This is a genomic window from Flavobacterium notoginsengisoli (assembly GCF_014207905.1).
GTDB classification, from domain to species: domain Bacteria; phylum Bacteroidota; class Bacteroidia; order Flavobacteriales; family Flavobacteriaceae; genus Flavobacterium; species Flavobacterium notoginsengisoli_A.
Genome location: NZ_JACHLB010000001.1, coordinates 1,182,619 through 1,203,290, shown reverse-complemented (window position 1 = coordinate 1,203,290; position 20,672 = coordinate 1,182,619). Strand labels below are relative to the sequence as shown.

The window sequence follows — 20,672 nt, the reverse complement described above, 5'->3', positions numbered from 1 at the left end:
TTAAAAATCTGCACTTAAACCAAACATCACCGTTCTAGCTTGTGGATACAAACCTAAATCAATTCCTGAAGCCCATGGAGTATTTGTATTATCTCCTGACCAACGAACTTCTGGATCCATACCATCATATTTGGTAAATGTGTATAAGTTATTTACAGCAACATAAAACTTAAGATTAGAGATAAATTTGAAGTCTTTTAATACTTCGCTGAAGTTATAACCTACCGTTAAGTTGTTTATTCTTAAGTAATCAGCATTCTGCATAAAAATGTCAGATACAAGTTGCGTATTTCTGTTAGAAGCCGCTCCTAATCTAGGCATTTTATCAGATGTACCTTCTCCATGCCAACGATTAAACACATCAGAAGTATAATTCTGAGCAGGGCTATCAGCAAAAGATCTGTATGACTGCATAACTTGCATACCGAATTTACCTGCCATAGTAGTGTTTAAGTAAACATTTTTATATTCAAAATTCAATTGGATACCTAATTCATAATCAGGATTCGGATTTCCAATATAAGTTTTATCATCTTCGTCAATAACGCCATCATTATTTAAATCTACAAAACGCACATCTCCAGGACGTTGGTCAGAAAAATAAGGTTGTCCACTCGGACCTACATATTCATCAACTTCTTTTTGATTCTGTAAGATACCTGCCGTTTTAAATCCGTAGAAATAACCTAATGGAAGACCTACCATACCTCTAGAAATTTCTCCTGTTCCTTGTGATAATACATTTGAAGGACCATGAAGTATTCCGTCAGCATTAGCAATTCTAGTAACTTTGTTTTTATTGAAAGCTCCACTTACAGTTGCACCGTATTTAAATCCTCCAATTTTATCGCTCCAGTTTACAGAAAACTCAAAACCTTTATTTTCGATATCTCCACCATTGATATATGCAGGTGCAGCTCCATCTGTTCCTCTACCAGCGGCTAAAACCAACCAGTCTTTTGTAGTTTTATTGTACCAGTCCAAAGTAATGTTTAATCTTGAATTCAATAAACTTGCATCAAGACCAAAATCTAACTGTTCTGATGTTTCCCAAGTTAAATCTGGGTTAGTTACCCTAGCTGGGTAAGCTGTTGTTCCAGAAACTGGTTTTGTATCTCCAAAAAAGTATCCAGGAAAAACATAAGAGATATTAGATGAATAATAGAAGTTAGGAATATCTTGATTACCATTTTGCCCCCAGCTTCCTCTTAATTTTAATGAATTAAGCCATGAACTAGTGTTATTCATGAAGTCTTCTTTAGTAATTACCCAACCTGCTGAAACAGAAGGGAAATAACCCCATCTTTTACCATCTGCGAAGTTAGAAGAACCGTCAGAACGTATTGTAGCAGAAAGCAGGTATTTTTCTTTGTAATCATATTGCGCTCTAGCAAAGTATGACATAATACCACCACCTCCAGCAGAAGTATCCATTCCGTTTGTGCTAAGATCATTGAATGTCTTTGGCGTAGTGTTATTTAAGTAAGCATATTTCGGATCTTCTCCAAAATTCAAATTATTTCTTGAACCACTAACGCTATTATTTACTAAGTATTGAACTAGCTCAGTTCCTACTACAGCAGAAATATTGTGGTTTCCAAATTGTTTTTTGTACGAAGCCGTATTAGTCCAAGTTGAGTTTGCACCAATATAAGAATATTGAGAAGCTCCATTAATAAGTTTAGTATAAAGCACTCCTAATCCGTATGTTGGGCTCATAGATCTACCGTATCCAAACCAAGAGTCAATTCCATAAACCGTTTTAAATTTCAAATCTTTAATAGGTTCAACTTCTAAAAATGCATTTCCAATTATTCTATTATCTTTTGGATAGTTGTAATTACTTCTGTAATACATTATAGCCAATGGATTTGTTTGTCCTGTAGAAATTCCATCCAAAGTTGGAGTAAATCCAAATTTATCAATGTTTCTATCAATAGAAGTTTGCCAGTAAGCTGGTTGTAATGGATTCGCAGTTAATGCATTGTGCAAATCGTTTCCATAGATATTACCGTTTGAAACTCCTCTGTTTTCAGAATTAGTATAAGTAACATTCTCTCCAACAGTAATAATAGCGTGACTTTCATTTTTCTTCAATACCATTTGAGTATTTAATCTTGTAGTCAGCCTTTTAAAGCTAGCATCCACTATATCACCTCCAATAATACCTGTTTGATCAAAATAAGAAACCCCTAATGAGTAAGTGATATCTTCGCTTCCACCAGTAATATTAAGAGAGTGATTCATGATAGGAGCATTTTTTTTGCTCATTTCATTAACCCAGTTTGTACCAGTCCATCCATTTTGCAATTTTTCCCAAACTTCATTACCTAATTGCGTTCCAGCACCAGGAAATTGATTATTTAACCATGAATTGTTAGTTAAAACTGCTTTCCAATCTTGGCGTGGCATTCCATCATTTACTCTTCCCTCATCAATAATGTACATGTATTCTTGCGCATTTAAAGGATCAAGGTTTTTGTATGTATTCTGAATACCATAGTAGCTGTCATAAGTAATTCTAGCAGCTCTACCTTTTTTTCCTTTAATGGTAGTAACCAATACAACTCCATTAGCAGCTCTAGATCCGTAGATTGCAGCAGAAGCAGCATCTTTTAATACGTCAATGGATTCAATATCTGAAGGGCTTAAATAGTCAATATTACCAACAGAAACACCGTCTACGATATACAAAGGATTTGAGTTTCCATTCGTACCCAATCCACGAATAGTTACCTTAGTACCGGCTCCAGGCGAACCATTTGTTCTTGTAATACTAATACCAGGAGCAATACCTTGAAGCGCTTCCATCGCAGATCCAGTGTTTAACTCCTTAATCGTTTCTCCCTTAAGATTTGTAGAAGCACCGGTGATAAGACCCTTTTTCTGAGTACCATACCCCACTACAACAACTTCATTCAAGTTTTGAGAAGTTGTACCAAGAACAACGCTCATTTTTGTTCTCCCGTTAATAGCCTCATTTAGTGTATTAAACCCAACAAAACTAATAACTAAAGTACCATTTGAAGGGGCACTGATCTGAAATTTCCCATCAAAATCAGAAGCGGTAGCTTTATTGGTTCCTTTAACTAAAATTGTTGCCCCTGGGACGGGTAACCCACTTTCGTCACTAACGATTCCAGTTACCGTTACATCCTGAGCAAATGCGACAACTGAAAACAATAAAGACGAAACACAAAAAATAAGTAATTTTGTCAATTTCATTTTTCTAAAAATTTTGGTTAATTAATTAGTAATTTAATGCAATTATAATGTTAAATTTTAAGTATAGAGAATTAAAATTCTTTACAAAAACACTTCAAGTTAAATTTTAACACCCTACAAAAACACAACATTTTTTTTTTAATTAACTGATTTATTGTATTTTAGATTTGAGAAAATTTTGTTATAAAAATGTTAATTAAAAAAAACGTATATTACATTAGTTTAACAACAACTAAAACGTTGTAAATTAAAAATAATTTAAAAAAAGAGATTTAAACCGATTGAAAAATCAACAATTTAAATAGAGAATAAAGCATTTTTACTAAAAATACATTTAAAATTTTATGAAATTCACAGTTAGAACTTTTACAATAATATTCGTATTTTTCTTACACATAAAAGGATTTAGTCAAGTAAAAAATATTGGAATTCCAGATATTAAAAATTACAAAAGATCAGAATATAAAGGTGGAACTCAAAACTGGAGCATAGATCAAGATAAAAATGGAAATATTTACTTTGCTAACAATAGCGGTCTAATACAATTTGATGGTTCCAATTGGCATAAATACTCACTCCCAAACAAATCTGAGATACGAAGCTTAAAAATAGATGCTATAGGAAGGATATTTGTAGGTGGAAATAACGAATTTGGATATTTTAAAACGAATGAAAAAGGAATCTTAAAATACCATTCTTTATACAACCTATTAAGTCCTATTGATAAAGAAAACATTAATTTAATCTGGAGAATTCATATTTTTAATGGAGAAATCATATTCCAATCTTTCAGCAAGGTTTTTTTTCTAAAAAATGAAAAGGTTACTACATTAACGGCTCCTCACAAGTTTCAGTTTTCATTTTTAGTAAACAACCGACTTTATTTTCAAGATAAAACTTTAGGATTGCTCGAATACAGAAACAGAAAACTTACCACAATAAAAGGAACGACTATTTTTAATGACAAAGAAATCTGGTCTCTTTTTCCTTTGCCAAATAATCGCATATTATATGCAACTCTAGAAAAGGGATTGTTTGTTTCAGAAAACGGAATCATAAAACCTTGGGCAACTGAGGCCAATGATTTTATCAAAAAAAACACATCTCTTGGAGGATCAATGATCAAAAACAAATTTATCATCCTAAATTCTGTATTAGATGGCGCAATAATCTGTGATTTGAACGGAAAAATAATTCAGCATTTAAACAGACAAAAAGGCATTCAAAATAATACAATTTTAGCCTCATTTATTGATAACAAAAACAATATCTGGCTTGGTCTTGACAATGGTATCACTTTCATAAATGAAAATTCACCTTTTTCTTATTTTGATTATAGCTACAATATTGGAACAGTTTATGCCTCAACAACACATAATGGAAATCTATATGTTGCAACCAACCAAGGATTATTTTACCATCCTTGGGGACAATCTTTTAAAGACAGTCCTTTCTCAAGAGTCGAAGGAACGATTTCTCAAGTTTGGAATATTCAAGTTTTAAACGATGTACTAATTTGTGCAAGTAATAGTGGTGCATTGGTGATACAAAACAATAGGGTTTCGAAAATTTTAGACACAAAAGGATATTTTGGTTTTAAAAAAATTCCCGATCACGAAAACTATATTATAGGAGAAAGTTATAACGGATTTTCAGTATTTAAAAAATCTGCATCAGGATACGATTACCTACATCAAGTAAAAGGTTTTGACGAAACAACCAATAATTTTTCTGTCGAAATAGATGAAAATTATTTATGGCTTAAGAAAAACCCTTTCTTATATCAGGTTAAATTATCAGAAGATTTATTACGCTTTGATTTTATAAAAAAACACGTCAATATATCTGACAAGTATAAAGGAATTAATAGTTTACAAACAATTAATAACAAAGTATATATTCAAGTTCAAAATCATTTCTTTAGATATTCCGTAGAACAAGAGACTTTCTTTGAAGACAAAAAGATCACTAAATTATTCGAGGGAATTCCAACTATAAATACTTTAATTGAAGATCCATCTGGTAGTTTATGGTACGCATTTAATGAATCTTTAGGAGTTTTAGCCAAAAATAAAAATGGAACTTATACTAAAAAACAAGCTATATTTTCAAATTTATCTGGAAACCTCGTAAACAATTATATTTCTGTAAACGCTATTGATCCTCAAAATATATTTATAGGATTAACAGACCGTTTAACTCATTATAATTCTACCATTCCAAACACTTTCATGACAAAACCGAAAGCTTTTATCGAGAGCTTTTCGTATCCAGGCGATACTATTCTAACTGGAAATCTGCCTAAAAACGTAGATTCTTATACTATTCCGTACAAATATAATCGCGTCAAATTTACGTTTGCATCGCCAACCTACGAAAATCAAGAAAATGTAATGTATTCGTATAAACTGGAGCCGTTTGAAGAGAATTGGCGTGGCTGGTCTCAGACGGCTATAAAAGAATATACCAATCTTAGAGAAGGCAATTACGTTATGAAATTAAAGGCCCGAAATAGCTATGGCATAGAATCTAATATTACTGAAGTGGAATTTACAGTGTCTCCACCTTGGTACAGGCATTTTCTAGCTTATCTATTTTACTTAATCCTAGTTTTATTGGGTGCATATTTAATATCTATTCGAATTAAACTAAAGATTAGAAAAAACAGATATTACGAAACAATCGAACAAAGAAGACTATATCTCGAAAGAGAATCTAAAATTAGACACGAACAGCATGATTTGGAGAAAGAAATTGAAAAATTGAAAAATGACAAACTTCAGATCAAAATATTAGCAAAAGATAAAGAGCTAGTAAACAACTCCTTACAAGTTGTAAAAAAGAATAAGATTTTAAATGGTATTATACATAAATTAAAAGATATCGATACTAATATATTAGACGATAATACTAAATCTGAGTTTAGCAAACTCCATAAGAGTATTGTAAAAGAGGTAAATACAGACAAAAGCTGGAAAGATCTTGAAAAACACATCAAGAATGTCCATTTTGAGTTTTTAAAACGATTAAAAGGGCAATATCCAACGATCTCGCCAAGAGAATTGGATTTATCGACTTATTTACTAATGAATATGTCGACAAAGGAAATAGCAGAAATCATGAACATCTCAACTGGAGGTGTTGAGCTTGCTCGTTATCGTCTGAGAAAAAAATTAGGACTGAATAAAAAAGAAAATCTAATTGGTTTTTTAATGACCATCTAAAAGAAAAAAGCATCAGCCGTGGCTGATGCTTTTTTTATGAAATATACTCTAAGGAACGTTCCAAAGCCATTCCTCGTGATCCTTTAATCAGTATTGTGTTTGAATTAAATTCGTAGTTTTTAAGGTATTCTGCAAACAAATCAAAGGTTTCAAAAAACTGAACGTTTTCGTTTGAGATTTTATTCGCATAAAAAGATTTTCCAATCAAAAAGCACAATGCTTGCTTTTGATCAACTAAAGAATCAACTAAAACTTTATGTTCATAAAGGCTTTCGTCACCTAATTCGAACATATCGCCCAGAATCATAATTTTATTCTTTTTATCCAATTGAAGAAAATTAGTAATAGCCACAGCCATACTGCTTGGATTGGCATTATAAGCATCTAAAATAATCTCATTTGAGCCTTTTTGCATCATTTGAGATCTATTATTAGCTGGAATATAATTTTCAATAGCGCTCTTTATATCACTTTCCTGAACTTGAAAATATTTACCTATAGCAACTGCTGCATTAATGTTATTTGAATTGTAAAGTCCTATTAAATGAGATTCTATCTGAAAGTCATTATAATTAATAATTACAAACGGATTTGCCTCAATCCGCTGAATATTTAAATCCGCATTTTGATTATTAACTCCAAATGTAAAAGATTTGATGCCTTTAGATTTCTCAACTTGAATTGGGTCTTCAAGATTAACAAAAACAGTTTTCTGATTTGCAGAAAGATATTGATACATTTCGCTTTTTCCAGCAATAACTCCTTCAACCCCGCCAAAACCCTCTAAATGAGCCTTCCCAAAGTTGGTAATATAACCATAATCTGGCTGTGCAATCTGGCAAAGAAATTCGATTTCTTTTTGATGATTGGCCCCCATTTCAACAATTCCGATTTCCGTTTCTTTTGTAAAAGAAAGCAACGTCAATGGTACACCAATATGATTATTTAAATTTCCAATTGTTGCTTTAGTCTTAAACTTTTTCGATAATACAACATTAATTAATTCTTTGGTAGTTGTTTTTCCGTTACTTCCAGTTAAGGCTACGATTGGCAATGCCAAATGAGAACGATGAAATTTCGCCAGTTCTTGAAGCGTTTCTAAGCTATTTTCAACCAAGATAGTCCTTTCATCAATAAAGTAAGATTCATTATCTATAACAACAAATAAAGCACCTAAATCTAAAGCTTCTTTAGCAAATGTATTAGCATCAAAATTTTCGCCTTTAATTGCAAAAAACATCGAATTCTTTTCAATCTTTCTGGTATCAATAGAAAGCGAACTGCATTGTAAAAACAGGTTATGAATGTCTTGAATATTCATTTATAATTTTTTTAATAGATGATAAAAGTAGAAAAAAAACAATAAAAAAATTCCAAATTCCAGACTGAATATTCAGCTTTTGGAATTTGGAATTTTCTATGTTAGAATTTCTAAAGATTAGTTTCTAGGTGATTTTCTTTTTTCAGCTTTAGAACCTACTCTAGACATTGCACATCTAAATCCGATATAATCAGTTGCCATATCTTGAGGGAAATATCTTCTTTGAGCTGGATCTAACCAGTAAGCTCTATCTCTCCAAGAACCTCCTTTATAAACTCTTACTTTATCATCGATTAAAGTAGTACGTTTACTAGAGTTGTCATATTTTCTAATCATTTTTCCTAAACTATCTGTTGTAACATTATGTTTAGGAGAGTTGTACATTGCTTGATCAGCTTTAGTTCCAGACTCAGAGTCACCAAAATCAAAATATCTAGAAGATTGTTTATCACCATCTCTGTAATTGATATTGTTACTTGTACTGAAATTAGTTCTCAAATATGTTTCTTGATCATCAACTGGCACTTGAGCGATTTCTCCTGGAAGATTTCTCGCAATCACTTTACCATTACTTAAAGTATCATATTTAATAGTAGAAGTTGTAACAATTTCTACTTTACCGTCTTTACCAATTTTGTTTTTAGCATATTGATTTCCTCTGTAGTAGTTAAAATCATTTGCTTCATTATCAATAATAGGTCTGTAAACATCGGCAACCCATTCTGCAACGTTACCTGCCATATCGTATAATCCGAAATCGTTAGGTGCATAGCTTTTTACAGAGTTTGTAATATCTGCTCCGTCATCTGACCATCCTGCAATTCCACCGTAATCACCGTTTCCTTGTTTAAAGTTAGCCAATTGATCTCCTCTATTTTTACGTTTTGCTGAACGAGTATAATCTCCAGACCAAGGATATTTCTTTTGTCCTTTGTAGATGTTATATTCTCTTTGTCCAACATCTGCAGCTGCTGCATATTCCCATTCTGCTTCTGTAGGAAGTCTGTATTCTGGCAAGATGATTCCTGAAGAACGTTGTGCATAAACATTTTTCTCTTCCGGCACAACACCATCTTTACCTGCTTTAGGTCTTCTTCCAGTTTGGTTTTTCTTCAACACGATTTCTTCGCTACCACCACGTGATGTGCTAGGAGACATTAAGTAACCTTCTGTGTTGAATGCATTATCTGCACTAACTTCGTTAGTTTTAGCTCCTTTTTTAAGATAACCATTTTTTTCTAAAACAGCCTCGTTAACACGGTCTGTTCTCCATTTACTAAATTCAACTGCTTGAATCCAGTTAACACCTACTACTGGGTAGTTAGCATAAGATGGGTGTCTTAAATAGTTATTTGTCATCGTTTCGTTATATCCTAAACGATTTCTCCAAACAAGGGTGTCTGGCGATGCTCCTTCGTAAATATTCTTGTAATTTTCTTCTGTCGGTGGAAAAACTTTCTTCAACCACTCTAGGTATTCTAAGTACATACCGTTTGTAACTTCGGTTTCATCCATATAGAATGATTGAACGTGTTGTTGGGTTGGCGTGTTATTCCAATCGTGCATAACATCATCCTGTACTTTACCCATTGTAAACGTACCTCCTTCAACAAAAACCAAACCAGGACCAGCCTGTTGTTTTTTACCTGCATTTCTAGCAGCAGTTCCATTCTGACTATCTACATCCCAACCAGTTGCTCTAGAAGCGTGAGTGGAACTCGATTTTTTGCTACAACTAGCCGTGCCCAACATCAATACCATTGACATCATTAATTGCAAGGCTACAATTTTGTTTACTTTCATACTCATTCTTAGGTGATAAATTTAGGTGTTGCAATATAATAATTAACATTTAATTAGCAACATCCGTTCTCATAATTTTATTTCACTGTTTTTTTACCAGAAAATAACCTATAGTTACGAACGCAAAAATATACTTTTTATTATTACTATAACATGAAATACTATATTTTTACTTACTAAAATATTTTTAAATTAAACCCGTATTTTTGAAGCATGAAACGAGCCTTACAAATATATCTTTTTTTACTACCATTTCTCTGTGTTTCTCAGATAAATGGGACCTTCACAATAGATTGGCAAGGCAAAAAAGAGATGAATTACGGGGAGCAAAAACTCATCATTCCTTATTTTTCTGGCAATAGTTTTCGTTTCGACACAGCTAAGAAAAGCATAACATTAATGCTTAATTTGAACCAATCTCTGTTTTCTAGTTCAAATTCAATACAAATAACAAATGTCTTTTATGAGCAAATTTCTGCAGCTGATTTGGGTGATTTAATCCAAAATAACATCCCAGAAAAGCCAAATGAATCGCTAAAAGTAGTTAGCTCACGTGGAAATCAACAATCTTTTTTAATTCTTTCTCCAATTATTAAAGACGGAAACGGGTTCAAAAAAATTAAATCTTTTTCATATTCTTCTACTGGCTCAACTTCAAAAACTAATAATTCGACACTTACTCAAAAAAACGCCATAATTTCAAATTCTGTATTAGCTTCTGGAGATTGGTATCGTTTTTATGTAGAAAAATCTGGGGTTTACAAAATCTCCAGATCTTTTTTACAAAGCCTTGGTTTTGACCCTTCTAAAGTTGACCCAAGAAGAATTAAAATCTACGGAAATGGAGGAAGAATGCTTCCATTGGCAAATAATATCTATTATCCTGAAGATTTAATTGAAAATGCCATTCAGATTTCTGGAGAAAATGACGGCGTTTTTAACAACGAAGATTTCATCCTTTTTTACGCCGAGGGAGTTGACAATTGGAACACCGAAAGTCAAACCAATATCAATTTATACAGCACAAAATCATATTATTACATTACAAGCGTAGGGAATGAAGGAAAACGAATTCCGAATCTAATTCAACCTACGGGAAATGCAACTTTAGAACTCAACACGTTTGATGACTATCAATCGCATGAAACCGACTTAACAAACATTGCACATTTAGGAAGACAATGGCTCGGAGAATCATTTGACATTAATCAAGAACAGGAATTTTCGTTTAGTTTTCCAAATTTAGAAACTTCTGTTCCCGTTAAAATCGAAATAAATGCCGCTTCTGCCGCTTACACCCCTACTTCATTTACCATTTCTTCCAACGGACAAAACATTGGAAACATCTCTTTTAATGCTTTAATCACCAATTCGGACACTAAATATTACAACGGAAAATTACCTGCAAACACCACTTTTACAGGAACCGACAATATTAAAATCAAACTGAACTACAACAATAATGGCGTTCCTGGATCAAGAGGCTACCTTGATTACATTAATTTAATTGCAAAACGAAGGTTATTAGGCACAGGAAAACAATTTAAATTCCAGTACGACTTAGCTGGCTCCACAATTGGCATTGTAAATTACACGATTGGAAACGCCGCAGCTATTTCGCAAATTTGGGATATTACAGACATATATAATGTATCAAAAATAGACAACGCTGGACAATCTTCTTTTAGTTTTAAAGCAACTCTTGGCGAAGTCAGAAAATATATAGCAGTTGATGCGGCAGATTACTACACACCTTTAAAGGAAAGTCAGTCAAAAATTGCTAATCAAAACCTTAAAGGCACACTATTAAAAAACAACCAAAATAGTTTTCAAGATGTTGATTATGTCATTATAACACCAAAATCATTAAGTTCTCAGGCCGAAAAATTAGCTACTTTTCACCGCACGAATTCTAATTTAGTTGTAAAAGTAATTGCTTTAGAAAACATCTATCAAGAATTCTCTTCAGGCAAACAAGACATTAGCGCTATTAGAAACTGCATTAAATACATTTATGAAAATGCATCTTCACCAGACAAAAGATTAAAATACATCAATCTTTTTGGAGATGCTTCATATGATTATAAAGATCGCGTTACAAATAACACCAACATTGTTCCTATTTATCATTCTTTAAACAGTAACACCGTTGGCGAATCTTCTTTTGCATCTGATGATTTTTTTGGATTAATGGATGCTGATGAAGGAAACATCATTTCTTTTTTCGGAGGAATAGATATCGCCGTAGGAAGAATGCTGGTTTCGGACAATGCGCAGGCAAGCGAAATGGTCAATAAAGTACTAGAATATCACGACATTAAATCTTACGGAAACTGGCGAAATAATTTTGTCTTAATAAGCGACGATTCTGACCAAAGTTCAGATGCAAGCTTACAATCGCGTCAAAATGCTTTGGCAGATGTTATTGCTACAGAAAAACCATTTTTCAATATTGATAAAATATTTTTAGACGCATACACACAAGAAGCTTCTGCGGGAGGCTCTCGCTATCCTAAGGCAAGAACAGACATCTTTGATGCTTTTGAAAAAGGCGCTTTAGTTTTTAATTATTTAGGGCACGGAGGCGAAGACGGCTTAGCAAGTGAACGAATTTGGGAAAAATCGGATGGACAGAATTTAAATAATCAATATAAATATCCATTATTTATAACTATAACCTGCGAATTCTCACGCTTTGACGACCCAACACGACCGACAGCTGGCGAATACACTTTTTGGAACCCAAAAGGAGGTGCTATTTCGATGCTAACAACAATCCGTTCGATTGGACAGTTTAATGCTGAGAATTTTAATGACAGCTTAAGCAAAAACTTGCTGTCTTATGGTTCAAACCAATATAATACAATTGCAGAAACATTGCGAATTTCAAAAAACGAAAACCCAAGTTCTTCTAGCAACGTAATCTTTTATCTAGGCGACCCAGCATTAATGCTCGCAATTCCTAAGCCTCGAATTAATTTAACAAAAGTAAATGATATTGCTATTTCGCAACCAATTCCTGATTTTAAATCACTTTCAAAAATTAAAATTTCAGGAGAAATAACAGATGAAAACAACGCTCTTTTAAGCAATTACAATGGAGAATTAGCCACCGCTATTTTCGATAAGATGATTACATCTTCTACTTTAAACAATGACGGAAATAGTCCTGTTATGCAATTTAAGACTTTAGGAGAAACCATTTTTAGAGGAAATGCTTCTGTAACAAACGGACAATTTGAATTTAGTTTTGTCGTTCCGAGAGACATTAGGATCCCTGTTGATAATGGACGAATTAGTTTTTACTCCAAGAAAAATGAGGCTTTAGAAAATCAAACAGGTTACAATAACGTAATTAAAATTGGAGGAATTAACGAAAATGCGCCTCAGGACAATATAAGTCCAAAAGTTAAGTTATATATGAACGACGAAACTTTTGTATCTGGAGGCATCACAAACGAATCTCCATTCCTTTTAGCTTTCTTAGAAGATGAAAACGGAATTAACACAGCAAGCGGAATCGGGCATGATATTGTAGCAATTTTGGATGGTGACGTAAGTAATCCTTATATTTTAAATGATTATTACCAGACAAAATTAGACGATTACACCAACGGAAATTTACGTTTTCCGTTTAGAAATTTAGCTCCGGGATTACACACTATAAGCTTTACAGCTTGGGATGTTTACAATAACCCTGTAACAAGCGAAATTCAGTTTACAGTTGTAGGAGACGACTCATTAACACTGTCACACGTTCTTAATTACCCAAATCCTTTTTCAACCTACACTCAATTTTGGTTTTCTCACAATAGACCATATGAACCGCTAGACGTACAGGTTCAAGTAATGACTATAACAGGAAAAGTAGTTTGGACCAAAAACCAGACCATCACGACGGAAGGATTTTTATCGCGAGATATAACATGGGACGGAAAAGATGATTTTGGAGACAGAATCGGAAAAGGAGTTTACATTTATAAACTTACTGTAAAATCCAATTTAACAAATAAAAAAGCAGAAAAATACGAAAAGCTTGTCATCCTATAATATTATATATATTTGCACCACCAAAAAAAAAATTTAGTCCCACCAATGAAAAAAACATCACTTTTATTAATCTGTTTTTTTGTTCTTTGCAGTTTACAAGCGCAAGAATCAAGACCTATCGTTACTGGAGTCCCGTTTTTAATGGTCGCAGCAGACGCTAGAGCAGCAGGTTTAGGCGACCAAGGTGTCGCTACTTCTGCAGACGTTTTCTCACAACAATGGAATCCTGCAAAGTATGCGTTTTCAGAAGACGCTCAAGGCCTTTCTATCAGTTACACTCCGTATTTGACAGATCTTGCCAATGACATCTCTTTAGGTCAGCTAACCTATTACAACAAAATCAACGAAAAAAGTGCTTTTGCTACTAGTTTTCGTTATTTCGGTTTTGGAGGAATTGAATTAAGATACACAGGAGATCCAAATGAAGCAGTAAGAGAAGTTAGTCCAAATGAATTTGCACTAGATGGATCTTACTCTTTAAAATTAAGCGAGAAATTCTCAATGGCAGTTGGAGCTCGTTTTATCAACTCTAATTTAAAAGTCGCATCTGAAGAAGTAGATGCAAGAGCAGCAAAATCTTTCGCAGTCGATGTTGCAGCTTTTTACCAATCTGAAGAAATTGCTTATCAAGATTTTAATGGAAGATGGAGAGCGGGAGTTAACTTTCAGAATTTAGGTCCAAAAATAAGCTACGACAATGATGATATGAGTTCTAATTTTTTACCTGCTAATTTAAGAGTGGGTGGAGGATTTGATTTCATTTTCGACGAATACAACAAACTTACTGTAAGTGCTGAACTTACAAAACTTTTAGTTCCAACCCCTCCAGGTATCGGAACCCCAGTTGACGGAAATGGAGATGGTGATTATGATGATCCAGAAGACATTTCGCAACAGCAAGCAACCAATAATGGATACCAAAAATACAATGACATTGGTTGGTTCGAAGGAATATTTAAATCATTTGGAGATGCACCAGGCGGATTCAAAGAAGAAATGAAAGAGGTTACATACAGCCTTGGAGCCGAATACATGTATCAAGATTCGTTCGCAATGCGTTTAGGTTATTACCACGAAAGCCCTGAAAAAGGAGCAAAACAATTTTTCTCTTTAGGAGCAGGATTTAAATATAATATCATGAAAATTGATGTTTCTTACCTGTTCTCAGCATCGAAAATAAAAAATCCTTTAGAAAACACGCTTCGTTTCTCTTTAACGTTTAACTTTGGAGATAAATACGAAACGTACTAAAGACCGAGATAAAATAAAAACAACTTAATCCAAATTCCTAAATAATGGGAATTTGGATTTTTTTTCCTCAATAAAAAATGAAAGAAATAAGCATAACAACTTCATTTACAATATTTGAAAACCTAAATGAACTTCCAAGCGATATTCAAGAGTTAATGAATCAAGCTGTTGAAATCAGAAAAAAAGCCTACGCTCCTTATTCTAAGTTTAAAGTTGGAGCCGCTTTACTTCTAGACAATGGAAAAGTTATATTAGGTTCTAATCAAGAAAATGCCGCTTATCCTTCTGGGCTTTGCGCGGAAAGAACAGCAATATTTTACGCTGGAAGTGCTTATCCTGAAGCAAAAATCTTAAAAATGGCTATTACAGCAGCCTCAGACACCAATCAAACTACTGCTCCTATCCCGCCTTGTGGTTCTTGCCGACAATCGATTGCAGAATATGAGATAAAACAAGAAACACCTATTGAAATTTATTTTATGGGCGAAATTGGCGAAGTTTATAAATCGTCATCATTAAAAAATTTGCTCCCATTAATGTTTGATAAAAAGTTCTTGTAAAAAAAAAGCCAAAAAGTATCGTTTAAATTTTAGTTCTTAAATGTAATGTCTTATTTTTGCATCCCGAGCTTTCGGGCGCAAATTTGTGGGAGGAAACTATTTTGCGTTACAGGCAACAATAATCGATAACACAAACAACTTTAGCAAAAGAAAGAATTCAGATGAAAGAAGTTACAAAAGAGGTATATTTAAAGTGGTATGAAGACATGCTACTTTGGAGAAAGTTTGAAGACAAACTTGCAGCATTATACATTCAACAAAAAGTTAGAGGTTTTCTACACTTATATAATGGTCAGGAAGCTGTATTAGCGGGTGCACTGCACGCTATGGACTTGACTAAAGACAAAATGATTACTGCTTACAGAAACCACGTTCAGCCAATCGGTATGGGCGTTGATCCAAGAAATGTAATGGCTGAGCTTTTAGGAAAAGCAACAGGAACTTCTAAAGGTATGGGAGGTTCTATGCACATTTTCTCTAAAGAGCACGGTTTTTACGGTGGTCACGGAATTGTAGGTGCTCAAATTCCTGTGGGAGCTGGTATTGCTTTCGCAGACAAATATTTCAACACTGGTGGTGTTACCATGACTTACTTTGGTGATGGAGCTGCTAGACAAGGTTCTCTTCACGAAGCTTTCAACATGGCTATGTTATGGAAACTTCCAGTTGTATTTATCGTTGAAAACAACGGTTATGCAATGGGAACTTCTGTAGAAAGAACAGCAAACCACACTGACATCTGGAAATTAGGTTTAGGTTATGAAATGCCTTGTGGACCTGTTGACGGAATGAACCCAGTAAAAGTTGCCGAAGCAATGCACGAAGCTATCGAAAGAGCACGTCGCGGAGACGGACCAACTTTCCTTGAAATGAAAACGTACCGTTACAGAGGACACTCTATGTCTGATGCACAATTATACCGTTCTAAAGAAGAGGTTGAAGAGTACAAAAAAATCGACCCAATTACACAAGTACTTGATGTAATTATGGATCAAAAATATGCTACTGCAGAAGAAATCGAAGTAATTGACCAAAGAGTTAAAGACTTAGTTGAAGAATGTGCGAAATTCGCTGAAGAATCTCCATATCCAGACTTACAACAATTATACGATGTAGTATACGCACAAGAAGACTATCCATTTACACCTCATAAATTATAAGAATTATGGCAATTAAAGTAACAATGCCTCGTTTGAGCGATACAATGACGGAAGGAACGGTAGCAACTTGGCTTAAAAAAGTAGGCGACAAAGTAAGCGAAGGTGATATCTTAGCTGAAATCGAAACAGACAAAGCAACAATGGAGTTCGAATCTTTTAACGAAGGAACTCTTTTACATATCGGAATTCAAGAAGGAGAAACTGCTCCTGTTGATTCATTATTAGCAATCATTGGTAAAGAAGGAGAAGATATCTCTGCTCTTTTAGCTGGTGGTGATGCTCCTGCTGCCGAAGCTCCAAAAGCGGATGCTCCAGCTGCTGAAGCAAAAACTGAAACTGCTGCTCCTGCAAAAGCAGCTGAATTACCAAAAGGTGTTATAGTAGTAACTATGCCACGTTTAAGTGATACAATGACTGAAGGTACAGTAGCAACTTGGTTGAAAAAAGTGGGCGATACTGTAGCGGAAGGAGATATTTTAGCAGAAATTGAAACAGACAAAGCAACTATGGAGTTTGAGTCTTTCAATGCTGGAACATTATTATACATCGGAATTCAAGAAGGAAGCACTGCTCCTGTTGATAGTTTATTAGCTATCATCGGACCTGCAGGAACTGACATTTCTGGAGTTGCTGATAACTTTACTGCTGGTGGCGCCGCAACTGCAAGTGCTCCTGCTGCTGAAGAAACAAAAGCTGCTGCTCCTGCTGCTGCACAAGCTACAGAAGCTGTTGCTGAAACTTCTTCAAACGGAGGAAGAATTTTAGCTTCTCCATTAGCTAAGAAAATCGCTTCTGACAAAGGAATCTCTTTAAATCAAGTTAAAGGAACTGGAGAAAATGGACGTATCGTAAAAAGCGATATCGAAAACTTTACTCCATCTGCTCAAGCACAAACTGCTGCTTCTGCTCCTGCTGCTAAACAAGAAGCATCTGCTCCTGCCGCACCAAAAGTATTCGTTCCTGCTGGTGAAGTTTACACAGAAGAGATTAAAAACTCTCAAATGCGTAAAATCATTGCAAAACGTCTTTCTGAATCTTTATTCACTGCTCCTCACTACAACTTAGTGATCGAAGTAAGCATGGACGAAGCAATGCAAGCTAGAGCTGCTATAAACAGCGTTCCGGATACAAAAGTATCTTTCAACGATATGGTAATCAAAGCTTGTGCTTTAGCATTGAAAAAGCATCCAAAAATAAACTCTACTTGGAAAGAAGATGCTATCATCATCAACCACCACGTAAATATTGGTGTTGCCGTAGCAGTTGAAGACGGATTAGTAGTTCCTGTATTGAAATTTACTGATGCTATGAGCTTATCTCAAATTGGCGGTTCAGTTAGAGATCTTGCCGGAAGAGCTAAAAACAAAAAATTGGGACCACAAGAAATGGAAGGAAGTACTTTTACAGTATCTAACCTTGGTATGTTTGGTATTACTGAATTCAATTCTATCATCAACCAGCCAAACTCTGCAATCCTTTCTGTAGGTGCAATCGTTGAGAAACCAGTAGTTAAAAACGGCCAAATCGTAGTTGGAAACACAATGATGCTATCATTAGCTTGTGACCACAGAACAATTGACGGTGCAACTGGCGCTCAGTTCTTACAAACATTAAAACAATACATCGAAAGCCCAGTTACAATGTTGGCGTAATCGTTGTTAATTTTATAATTAAATCCCGTTTTGTTTATTCAAAACGGGATTTTTTGTTTAATTTTCATCCTCAAATTCAAAACCTCACAAAATGAAGAAACTAATTCTTGTCGCTTTATTTCTGACAGCAATTGCTTGCCAGAAAAAAGAGCAAACAGAAAAAGCAGTAGCTGTTACAGACGAACACAGCTATTCTAAACCCGAACTTGCCGTTGCAAAACATCTTGACCTTGATATCAAAGTTGATTTTGATACGCAAACTATTTCAGGAAAAGCATCTTGGACAATTGACAATATCAGTAAAGGAAATGAAATTATTTTCGACGAAAACACTTTAAATATTACCAAAGTTACACTTGGCGATGATGAAAAAGAAACCAAATTTGAGCTTGGAAAAGACGTTGAATTTCACGGAAAACCACTTCATATTACTATCGAGCCAAATACGACCAAAGTAAACATTTACTACAGTACTACTAAAGATGCCGTAGCTTTACAATGGCTGAAACCAGAACAAACAGCCGACAAAAAGAAACCTTTCTTATTTTCTCAAGGAGAAAGTGTTTGGTCAAGAACTTGGATTCCTTGTCAGGATTCGCCGGGAATTCGTTTTACTTATAATGCAAAAGTTACAGTTCCTAAAGATTTATTAGCGGTTATGAGCGCTGTAAATCCGCAGAAGAAAAATGATACCGGAGTTTATACTTTTAAACAAGACAAAGCGATTCCTTCTTATTTAATGGCAATTGCGGTTGGAGATATCGAATTTCAAGCAATTGACAACAGAACAGGAGTTTATGCTGAACCATCAGTTTTAAAAAGTGCCGCTTATGAATTTGCTGAATTAGGAAAAATGGTAAATGCGGCGGAAAAATTATACGGCCCATACAGATGGGGACGCTATGATGTTTTGGTTTTACCTCCAAGTTTCCCTTATGGCGGAATGGAGAATCCGAACTTGACTTTCTTAACTCCGGGAGTAATTGCTGGAGATCGTTCGCTGACAAGCTTGTTAGCCCACGAATTAGGACACAGCTGGAGCGGAAATTTAGTTACAAATGCTACTTGGGACGATATTTGGCTAAACGAAGGTTTTACAACTTATGTCGAACACAGAATTGGCGAGGCTATTTTTGGAAAGAAAGAATTTGATATGCAGAATGTTATCACCAACAAAGAATTGACTGATAATGTTGCGGAATATGGAGACACAAATCCAGATACAAGATTAAAAGTGAGTTTAACTGGCAGAAATCCTGACGACGGAATCAGTCAAATTCCTTATGTGAAAGGATATGCTTTTTTAAGAGTTATTGAAAATGCTGTCGGACGCGATAAATTCGATCCGTTTATTAAGAATTATTTTGATTCTCATGCTTTCCAATCTATCACAACAGAAGATTTTGTAAAGTATTTAAATGATAATCTTATCAAAGGAGACAAAGCTTTAGCTGATAAAATCCAATTAGACAACTGGATTTACAAACCAGGAATTCCGTCGAATATTCTTCCGGTAAGTTCTCCAGAATTTGATGCAATTGACGCAATTCAAAAAAGCTGGAGAGAAACTGGAGTTGCAGGTTTGAGCAAAAAAATCACAACTACTGCCGAAAAACAGCATTTTATTGATCATTTGCCAACTGATATTACAGCGAAAGAAATGGAAGCGATTGACAAAGAATTCAACTTTACAAAAGGCGGCAATTTCATCATTAAACGTCAATGGTTTGTACAGGCAATTCGTCATCAGTATAAAGTTGCTGATCCTGCGATTGAGCAATTCTTAATTGGAATCAGTAGAACAGGTTCTGTTATGATGCTTTATAAAGAAATGGCTAAAACTCCGGAAGGGAAGGTTTGGGCTAAAAAAGTATTTGATAAAGCGAAATCTGGTTATCATGCGACTACTATCCAGGCTGTTGAAGGGGTTTTGAAATAAACTTTTCAAGAATATAATTTTAAAATAGGTTGTTCCCAAAAGGAACAACCTATTTTTTTTCGTTTTGTTTGTCATTTCGATGGAGGAGACTCGAGCGATAGTGAACAGGCGAAGCAAATCGCACTAGAAATTCCGCAAAACAATCAACACAATCTTGTCATTTCGAGGAACGAGAAATCTCCACAAGTAGCTCGGCAAAGATTGGCGATTCTGATTGCGGAGTTACTTTCGGAGATTTCTCGTTCCTCGAAATGACAAACTGGAAGGAAAATTAGACAGAACAACTCCAATCTTTGCCGAGCTACTTGCGAAGATTTCTCCTCCGTCGAAATGACAAACTAAACGAAAACATTCTTTTGAAAACGAGTGCCCTAGCCCAGATTGAAGTGGAAAGCCCGGAACTGCAAACCTTGATTTTTCTTGCCAGAAAACAGCGACCAACGGAAGCTCGTTTTATGGCTTAGAAAAATCAAGGTTTGCAGTGAGG

The 20,672-nt window shown here is 34.6% G+C and carries 10 protein-coding genes; 7 read left to right on the top strand and 3 right to left on the bottom strand.

The window, feature by feature from the left end; translation table 11 throughout:
* Nucleotides 1-3,225 carry a SusC/RagA family TonB-linked outer membrane protein gene (locus HNP35_RS05105; protein WP_184157905.1) on the bottom strand — a complete coding sequence of 1,075 codons (3,225 nt, stop codon included), beginning with the start codon at nt 3,223-3,225 and terminating at the stop codon, nt 1-3.
* Nucleotides 3,226-3,569: 344 nt separating this feature from the next.
* On the opposite strand from HNP35_RS05105, the gene HNP35_RS05100 reads away from it, so the two are divergent.
* On the top strand, nt 3,570-6,449 hold the full coding sequence (locus HNP35_RS05100) for a helix-turn-helix and ligand-binding sensor domain-containing protein (protein WP_184157906.1): 2,880 nt from the start codon (nt 3,570-3,572) through the stop codon (nt 6,447-6,449).
* 34 nt (nt 6,450-6,483) lie between these two features.
* Here the strand turns inward: HNP35_RS05100 and HNP35_RS05095 are convergent, their stop codons facing one another.
* Together HNP35_RS05095 and gldJ are read right to left on the bottom strand one after the other, a co-directional pair.
* The gene (locus tag HNP35_RS05095; protein ID WP_184157907.1) at nt 6,484-7,770 is read right to left on the bottom strand and encodes a UDP-N-acetylmuramoyl-tripeptide--D-alanyl-D-alanine ligase; all 1,287 of its coding nucleotides are present in this window, start codon (nt 7,768-7,770) and stop codon (nt 6,484-6,486) included.
* 117 nt (nt 7,771-7,887) lie between these two features.
* Nucleotides 7,888-9,573, bottom strand: coding sequence for a gliding motility lipoprotein GldJ (gene gldJ / locus HNP35_RS05090; protein WP_184159705.1), 1,686 nt, complete (start codon nt 9,571-9,573; stop codon nt 7,888-7,890).
* A gap of 213 nt (nt 9,574-9,786) precedes the next feature.
* Here gldJ and porU point away from each other — a divergent pair, with 213 nt between their 5' ends.
* The 6 genes from porU (at nt 9,787) to HNP35_RS05060 (ending at nt 20,185) form a co-directional block, all read left to right on the top strand.
* Nucleotides 9,787-13,623: a type IX secretion system sortase PorU gene (gene porU, locus HNP35_RS05085; protein ID WP_184157908.1), complete on the top strand. Its 3,837-nt coding sequence runs from the start codon at nt 9,787-9,789 to the stop codon at nt 13,621-13,623.
* Nucleotides 13,624-13,668: 45 nt separating this feature from the next.
* Nucleotides 13,669-14,874: a type IX secretion system outer membrane channel protein PorV gene (porV, locus tag HNP35_RS05080; RefSeq protein WP_184157909.1), complete on the top strand. Its 1,206-nt coding sequence runs from the start codon at nt 13,669-13,671 to the stop codon at nt 14,872-14,874.
* 77 nt (nt 14,875-14,951) lie between these two features.
* On the top strand, nt 14,952-15,434 hold the full coding sequence (gene cdd / locus HNP35_RS05075) for a cytidine deaminase (RefSeq protein WP_184157910.1): 483 nt from the start codon (nt 14,952-14,954) through the stop codon (nt 15,432-15,434).
* A 161-nt stretch (nt 15,435-15,595) separates the two neighbouring features.
* Entirely contained in the window at nt 15,596-16,594 is a 999-nt protein-coding gene (gene pdhA, locus HNP35_RS05070; RefSeq protein ID WP_184157911.1) for a pyruvate dehydrogenase (acetyl-transferring) E1 component subunit alpha, read from the top strand.
* A 5-nt stretch (nt 16,595-16,599) separates the two neighbouring features.
* Nucleotides 16,600-18,246: a pyruvate dehydrogenase complex dihydrolipoamide acetyltransferase gene (locus HNP35_RS05065; RefSeq protein ID WP_184157912.1), complete on the top strand. Its 1,647-nt coding sequence runs from the start codon at nt 16,600-16,602 to the stop codon at nt 18,244-18,246.
* A 91-nt stretch (nt 18,247-18,337) separates the two neighbouring features.
* On the top strand, nt 18,338-20,185 hold the full coding sequence (locus HNP35_RS05060) for a hydrolase/aminopeptidase (RefSeq protein ID WP_184157913.1): 1,848 nt from the start codon (nt 18,338-18,340) through the stop codon (nt 20,183-20,185).
* Nucleotides 20,186-20,672: the final 487 nt, after the last annotated feature.